General features: G+C 61.7%; 12 protein-coding genes. 7 read left to right on the top strand and 5 right to left on the bottom strand.

The features are described 5' to 3' along the window. Positions 1 to 42 precede the first annotated feature (42 nt). Entirely contained in the window at positions 43 to 876 is an 834-nt protein-coding gene (locus ACSW29_RS06445) for a phosphatase PAP2 family protein (protein ID WP_448276873.1), read from the top strand. On the opposite strand, the gene ACSW29_RS06440 is transcribed toward ACSW29_RS06445, so the two are convergent. Then, a complete protein-coding gene (locus tag ACSW29_RS06440) occupies positions 812 to 1846 on the bottom strand; it encodes an ABC transporter substrate-binding protein (protein WP_448276872.1) in 1035 nt (344 codons plus the stop codon). The two genes, ACSW29_RS06445 and ACSW29_RS06440, sit on opposite strands and share 65 nt — an antisense overlap. Before the next feature lie 90 nt (positions 1847 to 1936). Between ACSW29_RS06440 and ACSW29_RS06435 the strand changes: the two genes are divergently transcribed. Then, entirely contained in the window at positions 1937 to 2449 is a 513-nt protein-coding gene (locus tag ACSW29_RS06435) for a MarR family winged helix-turn-helix transcriptional regulator (protein WP_448276871.1), read from the top strand. Positions 2450 to 2455: 6 nt separating this feature from the next. Here the strand turns inward: ACSW29_RS06435 and ACSW29_RS06430 are convergent, their stop codons facing one another. From ACSW29_RS06430 to purD, 4 genes are all read right to left on the bottom strand, one after another. Beyond that, positions 2456 to 3397 (bottom strand): ABC transporter substrate-binding protein, encoded by a 942-nt coding sequence (locus ACSW29_RS06430; RefSeq protein ID WP_448276870.1) that lies wholly within the window; start codon positions 3395 to 3397, stop codon positions 2456 to 2458. A 191-nt stretch (positions 3398 to 3588) separates the two neighbouring features. Further along, positions 3589 to 4422 (bottom strand): helix-turn-helix domain-containing protein, encoded by an 834-nt coding sequence (locus tag ACSW29_RS06425; protein WP_448276869.1) that lies wholly within the window; start codon positions 4420 to 4422, stop codon positions 3589 to 3591. 110 nt (positions 4423 to 4532) lie between these two features. Then, positions 4533 to 6191, bottom strand: coding sequence for a GMC oxidoreductase (locus ACSW29_RS06420; RefSeq protein WP_448276868.1), 1659 nt, complete (start codon positions 6189 to 6191; stop codon positions 4533 to 4535). A gap of 152 nt (positions 6192 to 6343) precedes the next feature. Continuing rightward, positions 6344 to 7600: a phosphoribosylamine--glycine ligase gene (purD, locus tag ACSW29_RS06415; protein ID WP_317828384.1), complete on the bottom strand. Its 1257-nt coding sequence runs from the start codon at positions 7598 to 7600 to the stop codon at positions 6344 to 6346. Positions 7601 to 7771: 171 nt separating this feature from the next. Here purD and ACSW29_RS06410 point away from each other — a divergent pair, with 171 nt between their 5' ends. The 5 genes from ACSW29_RS06410 to ACSW29_RS06390 are packed head-to-tail and all read left to right on the top strand — an operon-like array spanning position 7772 to position 12802. Next, entirely contained in the window at positions 7772 to 9394 is a 1623-nt protein-coding gene (locus tag ACSW29_RS06410; RefSeq protein WP_448276867.1) for an ABC transporter substrate-binding protein, read from the top strand. Then, a complete protein-coding gene (locus tag ACSW29_RS06405) occupies positions 9391 to 10425 on the top strand; it encodes an ABC transporter permease (RefSeq protein WP_448276866.1) in 1035 nt (344 codons plus the stop codon). The genes ACSW29_RS06410 and ACSW29_RS06405 overlap by 4 nt, the downstream gene beginning before the upstream one ends. Next, a complete protein-coding gene (locus ACSW29_RS06400; protein ID WP_317828381.1) occupies positions 10418 to 11239 on the top strand; it encodes an ABC transporter permease in 822 nt (273 codons plus the stop codon). The genes ACSW29_RS06405 and ACSW29_RS06400 overlap by 8 nt, the downstream gene beginning before the upstream one ends. Further along, positions 11236 to 12153 carry an ABC transporter ATP-binding protein gene (locus ACSW29_RS06395; protein WP_317828380.1) on the top strand — a complete coding sequence of 306 codons (918 nt, stop codon included), beginning with the start codon at positions 11236 to 11238 and terminating at the stop codon, positions 12151 to 12153. Before ACSW29_RS06400 ends, ACSW29_RS06395 begins: the two co-directional genes overlap by 4 nt. 1 nt (position 12154) lies before the next feature. Continuing rightward, entirely contained in the window at positions 12155 to 12802 is a 648-nt protein-coding gene (locus ACSW29_RS06390; RefSeq protein ID WP_448276865.1) for an ABC transporter ATP-binding protein, read from the top strand. Positions 12803 to 12826 lie beyond the last annotated feature (24 nt).

Below are 12826 nucleotides of genomic sequence, written 5' to 3'. Positions count from 1 at the left end.
CCGTTCAGCGTTTCTTCAGCTTCGGATCGTCACACTGCATTCATGCCTGCAACTGTGTCGACCGTGCGAAACGTGGTCACCGAAGTCCTGACCGAAAGCACTACCGCGGAAATTGCGGTTGCCGCAATCGTGGTAGCCGCAGCACTGTTCACGTTCGGTTCGATCTACCGAGCTTCCAGCGTTCGGTCTACAGTCCTCCGCACGTGCGGACTCGTGCTTGCCCTGGTGACGCTGTCGATCCAGGTATATCGAAACGGGTGGTTGACGAGCTTCGACGGGCCGGTGACCAACTGGATGGTCGATCATCGGAGCGGCGCCCTGGACCAGATCGCAGCCGCAGTCACAGATCTCGGCAGTCCTGTCGCCACCGCATTGCTCGGGATCACCTGCGGGGTGCTCATCTCGTGGCGAGCGCGTTCGGTAGTCCCAGGCTTGATCGTGATCGGAACCGTTGGCGGTGCAGCGGTTGCCAGCACAGTCATCAAGGCACTAGTCAGTCGCGAACGTCCGCCGACCAATATCCAAGTACTTCTCGAGACCGGCCACTCGTTCCCGTCCGGTCACGTGACCGGCACAGGAGCGCTGTTCGGCATCGCGGTTCTCGTTGTGAGCCTCGACCGAACACCGGCCGTCAAACGCCTTCTGATGCTCCTCGCCGTGACGGTCACCGTCGTCGTCGCGCTCACTCGCCTCTACTTGGGAGCTCACTGGCTCACCGACGTCATCGCCGGAGCCGTTCTCGCGACACTCGCGGTCACTGTGGGCGGCGCCGTCTTCCGGTTCCTCGGCACCCCCAGCCAAGCCGAATCAACTACTGCTGCAGTGTGCTCTGCAGAACCTTCAGCACTTCACGAGCCGCAGTCGGTCCGGTATTGAGGTAGAAGACGTCATCGTCGACAGCAACGGCGTGGTTGGCAACCACACCACGTAACTGCGCCCACAACGGCGCGTTCGTCAACGTCACCGGGTCCCCACCCTGCACCCCGTAGAAGATCCAATCAGCGTCCGCCACGTTCAACTCTTCCTCACTGATGTCTCGGGAGGTGTCGTCGAATTGCTGCGACTCCGGACGCGTCAGGCCGGCGTCCTGGGCGATACTGCCGGTAAACGAAGGAATACCGAAGATGCGCAGCCGATTTCCGTTCTGGCGGCTGAACGACACCGTCGGCGGCGACGAGAGGGAAGCACCCAGGGCTGCGGCATCCGCGTTGAAGGTATCCAGTAATGCCGTCGCCTGCTCTGTCTTGCCTATTCCGTCCGCAACGAGCAGGAAGTCCTGCTTCCAGTTGACGCCGGTCCCCTGCGTTGCCACGGTAGGTGCGATCGCCGAAAGCTGGTCGTACAGCGAATCGGCATCCTTCCCTGCGACATTCATCAAGATCAGGTCGGGGTCGAGCTTGACGATCGCTTCGTAATTCGGCGTGAAGCGCCCACCTGCGTCGACGACATCACCTAGCTGAGTTCGGAATTCGGGGTATGCGGCCGACAGGTACGGCGGCACCAGGTCCGCACCGTCACCACGCGTAGAACCTGCTGGCACGACACCGAGCGACAGGAGCGCATCGGCCTGTCCGGTCGAGATCACCACAACCTTCTCCGGCCGTGATTCGATCGTGGTGTCCCCTTCGAAGTGTGAGACGGTGCGGGGAAATTCGCCGTCCGACTTCCCGCTCCCCATGCCGGCCGGGACTTCTCGCGGAGCGACAAACGCAGAGTCCGTCGGCGCCGACGCTCGGATCTCAGCATCTGCGGTCGAGGCGTCCTCACTCGAGCAGCCACTGAGAGTCGCCACCAAGGCCAGTGCGCCGATCAGCAGGGCACTGCGTGACTTCTTTCGAAAATTCATGATCGTGTCCCGTACGTCGCGATGTTTGACAGATTCGTCCTCCGTCATGGTTAGGTGACCCTACCCTTCTAAGAACTGTAAACTATATCTGTGTCAGATACAGTTTCAGGGCGTGAATCACACGGGATCGATCGCTACTCCACTCGCGTGCCCACCACAGAAGAAACATCGAGATCACTCATCGCTGCGGTCTTCGAATTACGTCGCGCGCTGCGCGAATACATGGACACATCGGGCACCGACGCGACTTTGCCAGAGGCACAATCCGAAGTACTTCATGATGTTGCGCACCATCCGGGCACTCGCATCGGGGCTGTCGCCGATCGACTCTCCAGACGCCCGAACACCGTCAGCACACTGGTGCGCACACTCTCCGACAAAGACCTGATCGAGCGACGGCCCGATCCCACGGACGGGCGAGTGAGCACGCTTTACGTGAAGGACGAACGAAGCGCGCGACGGGACCGTCGGTCCGAACTACGCGTCGGCGTCCTCGCAGAAGAACTGGCATCCCTCGACGAGGGTGACCTCGACACGCTGACCGCTGCCATCGGCATCCTCGACCGGGTCAATCGATCATTGCGAGATCACGCGCCGCGGTGACACTGCTCAGGTGACTTTCCCGCTCTTCTCGTAGACGTCGGCAAAACGCTTCATCTGCTCCGTGATGCCCGTCAGGCTGTACCCCGTACGAAGTTCGACCGGCGCAATCTGTCCCGAAACCACAGCCGGAAGCCTGGTGAAAGTCGGCGAATTGAGCTCCGGTGCATCCGACCAAGTCGGCGGAATCAGGAGGAGATCAGCCGGAAAGACGCCCGGCTCTTCCCAACTCGCCGACGCCCAGAAACCGTCCTCGCTGTCGAGCTTGGCGAATTCGACGCCCATCATTTCGAGAATACTTCCGAGCGGAGTCCATCCCGGCACCGCGTAGTCAAGGCTCGACTCCAACGGAATCACGTATGCAACAGAGATATTCGACCGCAAAGTAGCCAAGTCACGCACTCGGTCACCGAGCGCACTCAACTCTTCCCGTTTCGCCGCGTAGACCGGCGAGGTGTCGGTGCCGCCGATACCCTGGACCAACGAACTGAAGCTGTCCAGCGCCGCTTGCGCCCCGTCGGTGATCTTGACGCCGGCAATGGGAGCAACCTCTTCGACGCGAGCGATATTGTCACCCCAGATGCTGCCGAAGTTCCCGCCGTTGTACGAACTCCAGATGTCGATGACGAGATCCGGGTCCACTGCCAGGAGTTTCTCGGCGCTGATATCTGTGTCAATCTCGCTGACATGGGCAATTCCGCTGAAGTCGAATGCATTCAACGTGGATTCGTCGAGCCTGGAGAATCCGATGATGCCGACCGGAATGACGCCGTATTCGAGTAGCACCGGCGCGGTGTCCGCCGTCGCCACAATTCGTTCAGGGACCTTGTCGAGCGAAATCTGCTGCCCACGCGCATCAACATACGTCCACGCTTCACCGTCGGACTTCGTGTCGGTCGTCGAGGTGCCACACGCTGCCAGTACCGTCGAAAGTGCCACTGCCACAGCCATGAAGATGGCCCTGCTACCGCGTTGGGAACGCGGCGCAACAAAATCGATCACTTCTGCCCCATGCTGTCGAGCGGGTTTCGGGAGAAACCCGAACCCGGAAAGTAAAGTAAGCCTCGCCTACATGGCTAACGGTAGGGCGGATCAGGAGTTGACGCAATCGCGGAGTTTTGTCAAAGAATGTCGAAATTCGATCAGCGGTCCGCGTTCTTTCGAAATGCCGTCGGCGTGACACCGGTGGACTGCTTGAAGGCGGCGACGAAACTACTGGGCGTCGAGTATCCGATCTGCTCTGCCACATCGGCCACCGCAATGCCTTGGCCGAGCAGGGACATCGCCACGTTCATCCGAAGCAGTACGCGCCACTGGCCGAAACTGACGCCGGTATCCACTTTGAATCGACGAGCCAAAGTGCTGGTACTGACACCGATCTCGTTCGCCCAGTCTTCGAAACTGCGTGGATCGTCCGGTTGAGACAAGAGGTCGCGCGCAATCCGGCCGACCGGCCCCGAATCGGGAATCTTCATCGCTCCGCGCTCGTCGCCGTGAACAACGAGGTCGAAGAATACTCGCTCGGCGCGGCGCCTCGCATCGTCCGACATGTCGCGAGCACTCAGATGCAGAAACAACTCGTACAGAAGCGGCGTGCCGTGCAACGCAACCGGGTGATCACCGAGCGAAGGTCCCTGCCCTACAGCGCAATACACGGTCAAGAATTGCGCACCCGCGGCAACGCGCACCGAGTGCCGAACCAGTGCCGGTATCCACAGACCTCTGCCCGGCAGCAAAGTCCACATCTGAGCGCCTGAGCGTACAACCACTATGCCGGAACGAGGGAACAGAATCTCGTTCGATCGGTGTGCGTGGGTTTCCCAGGTCACCGGTTGATCAGCACTCGACGCACCACCCCACAGAACCAAATCTTCGGGCTCGTCGTCCAATTCGTGTTCGGATACCACCAGCTCGTCGTTCGACGGCACGCCCCACCGGAGCCAATCACCGTCGATCTCGGATTTTGTCCGCCTCACGTCTACATCCCTGGATCGAGCGTCGTCTGTCCAGGTGACTGTAACCGCTGCCCACGCCGAACAGGTGCGGCAGAAGTTGATCCCACCGCACCTGACCGCGAGTTGTCGCTCTAGTTCATGTCGTTCGCAATGATGTTCTCGATATTCCGTTCGGCCAGAGCGGTGATGGTGACAAACGGATTGACTCCGACATTGCCCGGAACGAGGGATCCGTCGATGACGTACAGACCCGGGTACTCCGGCAGGCGACCGTAGCTGTCGGTCGCCTTGCCCAGCACGCAACCGCCGAGGGGGTGGTACGTCAACTGATCGCCCCATGTCTGCACCGGACCGAAGAGGTCGGTCCGGTAGATCGTGCCTTCCTTCTTGTTGATCTTGTCGAAGAGTTTCTTCGCCATGTCGATCGACGGCTGGTTCTGCGAGCGCTGCCAGTTCAAACCGACTTTGCCTGTTGCCGAGTTGAATTGGAACTGAGCACGTTGCGGATTCTTGGCAATCGCCAAGTACAGGCTGACCCACAGTTCGGTACCGGCTGGGAAGGGTGCGATTTCCGCGAAGACAGGTGCGGATGCGTCAGCCCAGTTGTCGATACCCATCACGGGGATCGCCGACTGCTTCGCGCCGGTGGCGTCCCACATGTGATTGGCGCGCCCCACCATCACGTTGCCGTTGTGACCCCATTCCTGTCCAACAGCACCCGGCAAATTCGCCAGCTGCCCTTGTGCTTTCATCGCGACCAGGAGCTTACTGGTGCCGATACTGCCGGCCGCGAAGAAGACCTTGTCCGCCGTCACCGTCTTGGTGCCGACGGTGTTGCCCTGCTCGTTGATCTGGTTCATCACCACTTGATAGCCGCCGCCGGTCGCGGCCGGGGCTACCGAGGTCACGACGTGCAGAGCTGAAATGGTGAGCTTGCCGGTGGCGGATGCCGCAGCGAGGTACGTCTTGTCCAGAGACTTCTTTCCCGCGTTGTTCCCGTAGATGACCTCACTGACCAGGGCAGACTTGGTGACCTGACCAGCAGCTTCCTGCTTCATGTAGTTGAAGTCGTAGACATTCGGCACGAACGTTGTTGTGTAACCGGATCTCTCAGCGGTCTTTCGCCCGGTTCGTGCAAACTTGTAATACTCGGTGGACTCGAACCAGGCCGGGTCGATGTTGTTGACTCCGAGCGCAGCGTTGGCCCGCGGAAAGTACGTCGAGTACATCTCGTTGGAATCGACCCCGGGCAGGATCTCTTCGAAGTAGTTGCGCTTGGGTGTGACGGCCATGCCGCCGTTGACCAGCGACCCACCGCCGACCCCTCGGCCTTGGTAGACCTTGATCCCGCCGAAATCCTCGGCGTCGAGAACACCGACGTAGCGGCTGATGTTCTTGTCCACCGAACCACCGGAGAAGTGTGAAACCGGTTGAACTGTACGGTCTCTGAGCCAGAAGGATCGACCGTCGGGCGAAAGCATCGGGCAGAAGATCTTGCCATCGGACCCTGGTGTGGTCCACGACTTCCCCATCTCGACCATGTGTGTGTCGATGCCGGCCTGCGTCAACCGAAGTGCCGCAACGGCCCCGCCGTATCCGCTCCCGATCACAAGCGCGGGGACACGGTCTCCGTCGTTCAATGCTCGCCTGGGCGCCGCGGCCGCCGTAGTCCACGAGGACGAGAGTGCAGCGGCGCCCACAGCTAATCCTGTTGCTGCCAAGAAGTTTCTACGCGAGAGCGTGGAATTGGTACGTGCGTGCCGTTCGTTGGATCCAGCGCGAATACTCAAGTGTGCCCTTCTCTTTCCGTGACCCCCGCGCTGAGATATACCGGGAGAAACCGAACGAGAAGTCCATACTCGTGGGTAACTTCAAGGAACCGTTGATTTTCCATGAAAAGGGCCGATGAACAGAAAGTTCACCGGCCCTCCGAAAGAACTAGTCAGGGAATTGAGATGCGACCTTCGACGGCGCCGAGTCCGATGTCCTTGCGGAAATGACCGCCGGGAAGCTTGACGTCGGCAATCTTTGCGTAGGCGTCGTCACGAGCTTCGGTCAGATCCTTGCCCACTCCGACAACACTCAGCACACGTCCACCGGCCGAGACGACGGCTCCGTCTTCACGCTTCTTGGTACCGGCGTGCAGGACTCCGTCGGCGTCGGCTCCGGTGATCACGTCACCGGTGCGCGGGGTTGCCGGGTAGTTCTCGGCAGCAATCACGACCGTGACGGCGGAACCGTCGCGCCACTGCAACGGACCGACCGAATCGAGAGTTCCGGTCGAGGCTGCATTGAGTAGACCGCCCAGCGGCGTTTCGAGGAGAGCAAGTACAGCCTGAGTTTCGGGGTCACCGAACCGGCAGTTGAATTCGACCACGGCCGGGCCGTCGACGCCGATCGCCAGACCAGCGTAGAGAAGGCCGGAGAAGCTGCTACCGCGCGCCACCAACTCAGCAGCGACGGGCTTGACCACGTCGTCGACGATCTGCGTGACCATCTCGTCAGGCAGCCACGGCAACGGTGTGTACGCGCCCATGCCGCCGGTGTTGGGTCCGGAATCTCCGTCGCCGACGCGCTTGTGGTCCTGCGCCGGGAGGAGCGGGATCACGGTTTCGCCGTCGACGAGGCAGAAGAGCGAAACTTCCGGACCGTCGAGGAAGGACTCGAGGAGAACCGGGTGTCCGGTCTCGAGCAGTTCAGCGGCGTGATCGCGCGCGGCGAGACGATCCGTCGTGACGACAACACCCTTGCCTGCAGCCAGTCCGTCGTCCTTGACCACCCAGTTCGGTCCGAAGCGGTCGAGCGCGTCGTCAAGCTTTGCCGGATTGTCGACGATCTCGCTGTGTGCGGTCTTGACGCCGGCGACAGCCATCACGTCCTTGGCGAAAGCCTTCGAGCCCTCGATGCGCGCGGCGTCGGCCGACGGCCCGAAGCAGGCGATACCTGCTGCGCGCACTGCATCTGCGACACCGAGAACCAGGGGAACCTCAGGTCCGATGACGACGAGATCGGCCTCGACTTGCTTGGCCAGCGCGGTAACCGCGTCACCCGAGGCAACGTCGACGGGGTGCTGCTCGGCGATTTTTGCGATCCCGGCATTGCCAGGCGCGCAGATCAGGGCCGTGACACCTGGATCGCGAGCAAGAGAGAGAAGGAGGGCATGTTCACGGGCTCCGGAGCCGATTACTAGTACGCGCACGGGGAACAGACTACGGCCTGCGGTAACGGCGCTCTCGGAGTGCTACGGGTGGCGCCAAGGTCGCAGGGTTCGTCCTTTGTGCGAAATATCCGTTTCGAGATGAGATCATATGAATACCTGAATAGGTGAACAGATGTTTTCGGACATCTGTCCACCGAGGAAAGGACACCCGTGAAACTCCACAAACCAGGCGTTCTGACGCTCACCGCAACCGCCGCAATCGGCGCACTTCTGATCACGTCGTGCAGTAGCCCGACCGGCACCAACTCTTCGGGCAATAACGACGGCCTCGTCTTGGCCGACGGCTACGAACTGGGCGGCTACAACCCGGTCGCAGGCTTCGGCGCTGCCGGCGAAGCCAAGATGTACGACGGTCTCGTCCGGCTCACCGGAGGCACCGGCATGCCTGGGTTCGAGCCGTCTTTGGCGGCAGAGATGCCGACGGCCAACGCCGACGCGACAGTCTGGACGGTCAAACTCCGTGACGGGGTCACCTTCTCCGACGGATCGACCTTCGATGCCGCCGACGTGGTTGCCACGTACAAGGCGATCCTCGATCCCGCTTCCGCCTCGGAAGCGCGGTCGTCGTACGACATGATCAGCGATGTCGTGGCCGTCGACGACAGCACAGTCGAGTTTCGCCTCGCCTACTCGTATGCGCCGTTGCTGACGAAGATGCTGATCGGCATGGTTCCGTCGGAGTCGCTCGCGACACCCGGACTGGCCGCCGAATCGCCGTTGAACACCGCGCCCGTCGGTACCGGTCCGTACACACTCGTCGACCTCTCACCGGATCGAGCGGTCTTCGAGGCGAACGAGAACTACTGGGACGGCGCGCCGGAGATCAAGAAGCTGACTCTCCTCTACGTTCCCGATGACAACACCCGCGCCCAACGTATGGTGTCCGGTGAGATCGACGGAACCAATCTTCCTCCGTTGCTTGCCAATACGTTCTCGGGCAAAGAAAACATGTCGGTGACAGCCCATCAGTCGGCAGACTGGCGCGGCCTCTCACTCCCCACGAACAATCCCGTGGCGGGCGACAAAGCCGTGCGTATGGCGCTCAACCTCGCCGCCAATCGCCAGTCGATGATCGACAACGTCCTAGGCGGACACGGCAGAGTTGCGGCCACTCCGATCCCCGAGGTCTACGGCGACTCGTACAACCCGAATGCGACCTTCGCCTACGACCCGGCCGAGGCCGAGCGAATTCTGACCGAGGCCGGCTGGATCGAAGGTGCCGACGGAATCCGTTCGAAGGACGGCCGGCGCGCGCAGTTCACGATCATGTACAACTCCGTCGACACCGTCCGACGTGATCTCGCTCAGGCATTTGCCTCCGACGCTCTCGCCGTCGGCATCGAGGTGGACCTCGAAGCTCTCTCCTGGGACCGCATAGACCCTCGCATCAACCAGGATTCGACGCTTCTCGGCGGCGGCGACGAACCTTTCGACCCTGACACACAGGCGTACGACGCGCTGAACTCGAAGTACATCGCACCCGGGGTCGGCAGCATCTACGACAACGCCAGCGACTACTCCAATCCAGCAGTCGACGCAGGCTTGGAAGTAGGACGCCGCAGCCTGGATCAGGCAACGCGTGACGCCGCGTATCGCGACGTTCAGCAGGCGTACGTCGAGGATCCCGGATTTGTCATCCTCGCCTTCCTCGACCATACGTACGTATCGAAGGATTCCGACTGGCAGATGTCCGGACCGGTACTCGAGCCACACTCACACGGTGTGACCTGGGGTCCGTGGTGGTCACTGCAGACGTGGGCCCGAGGGCAATGACAGCGGTCGACGTTCGGGCAGACGCGCCGCCGTCGCGGGGCCACCGTGACAACTCCCGCCGAAAGGCCATCCTCACGATGGTCGGTCGGCGGGTGTTGTTCATCGTGCCCGTGATCGCTGTGGTGTCCGCGGGACTCTTTGCCGCCGCGTCGATTTCACCGTTCGATCCACTGGTCGGCTATCTCGGCACGCGATACATGACGACCAGCGACGCGGACAAAGCGTTGATCGCCGACCAGATGGGTTTCGACAACCCCTGGTACAGCACGTACTGGAATTGGCTTCAGGGTGTGCTCACCGGTGATCTCGGAATTTCCAGATCGTTCAATCAGCCTGTTGCCCAGGTTATCTCCGAACGTCTGCCGTGGACCCTGCTGCTGGTCGGCATCTCACTCATCATCGCGATTCTCGCCTCGCTGGCACTCGGTGTTCTCGCCGGAATCCGCAGTGGAGGGTTCCTGGACAAGATCGTGTCCGGGCTGAGCGTCGTCGTACAGGGACTTCCGCCGTTTGTCTTGTCGCTGGGGGCCATCGCGCTCTTCGCTTTGACTCTTGGCTGGCTCCCGGTCGCCGGACTGACCGATGGGGGTGCCGATCCCACACCGGGACAGGTCATCCGACACTTGATCCTACCGGTGACGGTGCTCGCCATTTCGCAGATGCCGTGGCTCCTCCTCGCCGTCCGAGAATCCGTCGTGGGCTCGAAAGGCGAAGGGTTTGTCGCGGGCGCAGTAGCGCGCGGAATCCCTACGCCGACCATTACGAAGCGCCACATACTGCCGACGTCACTGGCACCTTTCGTGAACATCGTCGGCGTGCGGTTGCCCGAACTGGTAGTCGGGGCAGTGCTGGTGGAAGAGGTCTTCAGTTGGCCGGGGATCGCCGGCGCCATCGTTTCCTCTGCCCGCGACCTCGACATGGCTCTGCTCGCATTCCTCACCGTCGGTACTACATTGACGGTCATGCTCGGCTCACTACTTGCCGACGTCCTGGTTGCAGTACTCGACCCGAGAGTGAGGACCGATGGCTGAACGACGCTTCAAGATCGCCCTCGGCGTGCTGATCCTCGTTGCGCTGTACGCAGCGATGGTCCCATGGTTGGCCGACGTCGACGACCGAGTCACAGACTTCTCGGCGGCTCGCCTGGCTCCGTCGTTCGATCACCCGTTCGGAACCGACTCGGCGGGCCGAGATCTGTTCGTGCGTATAGCTGCAGGCATTCGAACCTCACTACTCATCGCACTCGCCTGCGCGCTTCTCGCCACGGTGATCGGCGTCGCCGTCGGTACCACGGCCGGCCTGGTCGGCGGCTGGGTGGACAGGTTCGTCATGCGCGGCACCGATGCCGTCAACGCACTCCCCCACCTGTTGCTCGGCATCGTCATCGTCGCAATGTTTCGCGGAAGCATTGCCGCCATCGTGCTTTCGATCGCACTGACCCACTGGACCCAAGTGGCCCGGATCATCCGCTCCGAGATCTTGAGTCTGCGCGAACGACCGTACATCGACGCCGCCATTCTCGCGGGGGCAAGTCGGCGTCACGTGATCATGCGCCACCTCGTGCCGGCGACGGCGCCGCAGGCCTTGATCGCGGTTGTTCTCCTCCTACCCCACGCCGTCTGGCACGAATCTACCTTGTCCTTCCTGGGTTTCGGCCTTCCCCCACACAAGCCCAGTCTAGGAACGCTTCTCGAAGAGGCACGCAGTTCTCTGCTCCTCGGCGGTTGGTGGACGCTGGTATTCCCCGCCGCAGTCCTCGTGATCGCCACCGTCGCAGTTGCAGTCGCCGGTTCGGCCCTGCGGTCGATGCTCACACCCCCTCGACCTTCGGAGTTGCGACTGTGAACCACGGCCTGCGCATCGAATCCCTCACCGTCAGGATCCCTCTACCCGGAGGATCCGTAGTCCACGCTGCGAGCGACATAGACCTCTCCGTTCCGGCCGGCACGGTGACCGCACTCGTCGGCGAATCCGGGTGTGGCAAGTCGATCGTCGCCACCTCGGTCATGAACATGTTGCCGCCGAAAGCTTCTCGAACTGGAGCGGTCACCGTTGGCACCCCCGATCAGGAGATCGACGTCTTCTCCGGCACCGCGTTCCGGGGGCGACATGCTGCGCTCGTTCCGCAATCTGCCGCAACACATCTCACCCCTGTTCGAACTGCGAGATCGCAACTGCAAGAAACCATCGACGCGCTCGGCAGCGATCACACCTGTGACGGCTTGGCGCTTCGCGTCGGACTCGAGCCCTCGGCTCTGGACTGCTACCCGCACGAACTGTCGGGTGGCATGGCGCAACGCGTCGCCATTGCCGGTGCATTGGCCGGGAATCCATCGGTGATCGTGGCTGACGAACCCACTGCCAACCTCGACCGCGAACTCACCGACCACGTCATGAGCCTGCTTCGCGAGTGCGCGGACGCCGGGGCGGCAGTCCTGCTCATCACCCACGACCTGGCATCACTCACCCGCAGCGGCGTCGCGGATCGACTTGCCGTCATGTACGCATCACGCATCATGGAAACCGGTCCGGCTACTCTGGTATTCCAGGATCCACTCCACGACTACACCCGAGACCTACTCGGCGCCTTACCTTCCCGCGGTTTGAATCCGATCCCCGGCTCGCCACCGCAACTGACCGATCTCCCCGACGAGTGCGTCTATCACCTACGACGCCCGGAGTCGAAACAGTCCGGTGGACCGACCGAGTTGGTAACCCTCGGCGAACGCACGTACCGAACATTGCGGAAGGTGGGCTGACATGAGTCTGCAGGCATTGGGAATCACCAGTGGTTACCACCGAAACAGACCGGTGCTCGAGAACATCTCCCTCGAGATTCCGACGGGAAAGCTGATCGGCCTGACCGGCCCTTCGGGCACCGGAAAATCAACACTTGCAAGGATTCTCGCCTCACTGGACGCACCGTGGTCAGGCGAAGTGCGGATCGACGGGTCACCCGTTGTGGGTACCAAATTCTCGGTACCCACGGCACTGCGCGGCACGGTGTCCATGCTGTTTCAGTCGCCCCGTGCATCAACCGACCCACGGCAGACGCTCGCCTCGATCATCGGTCAACCCGGCGATATTGCCGGCAGCACAATTGATGTGGTCGCACTGGCAGCAGAAGTGGGCCTCACACCAGACCTCCTCTCTCGTAGACCCCACCAGGTCAGCGACGGCCAACTACAGCGAGCCTGCCTAGCGAGATCGCTGGCGCAACAACCGAAATACCTCATCTGCGACGAGGCGACGGCCATGCTCGACGCCGCCACGACGGCCGCGCTCATTCGGTTGATCGAGAGTCGCGCCGCTGAAACCGACCTCGGCGTATTACTCATCAGCCATGATCGCGAATTACTCGACACCTGCTGCGACGTGGTCCACGACCTCGACGGCGTTCGCACTTAGGGCGTGTTGTCAAACCTGATCCGG

The organism is Rhodococcus sp. GB-02 (genome assembly GCF_053470465.1).
This window is presented reverse-complemented; position numbering and strand designations above follow the sequence as displayed.

What these genes read in the sequence shown, in the direction of transcription:
- ACSW29_RS06445 (WP_448276873.1), top strand. Translation starts at nt 43, where the DNA reads ATGCCTGCAACTGTGTCGACCGTGCGAAACGTGGTCACCGAAGTCCTG.
- ACSW29_RS06440 (WP_448276872.1), bottom strand. Translation starts at nt 1,846, where the DNA reads ATGAATTTTCGAAAGAAGTCACGCAGTGCCCTGCTGATCGGCGCACTG.
- ACSW29_RS06430 (WP_448276870.1), bottom strand. Translation starts at nt 3,397, where the DNA reads ATGGCTGTGGCAGTGGCACTTTCGACGGTACTGGCAGCGTGTGGCACC.
- ACSW29_RS06405 (WP_448276866.1), top strand. Translation starts at nt 9,391, where the DNA reads ATGACAGCGGTCGACGTTCGGGCAGACGCGCCGCCGTCGCGGGGCCAC.
- ACSW29_RS06400 (WP_317828381.1), top strand. Translation starts at nt 10,418, where the DNA reads ATGGCTGAACGACGCTTCAAGATCGCCCTCGGCGTGCTGATCCTCGTT.
- ACSW29_RS06390 (WP_448276865.1), top strand. Translation starts at nt 12,155, where the DNA reads ATGAGTCTGCAGGCATTGGGAATCACCAGTGGTTACCACCGAAACAGA.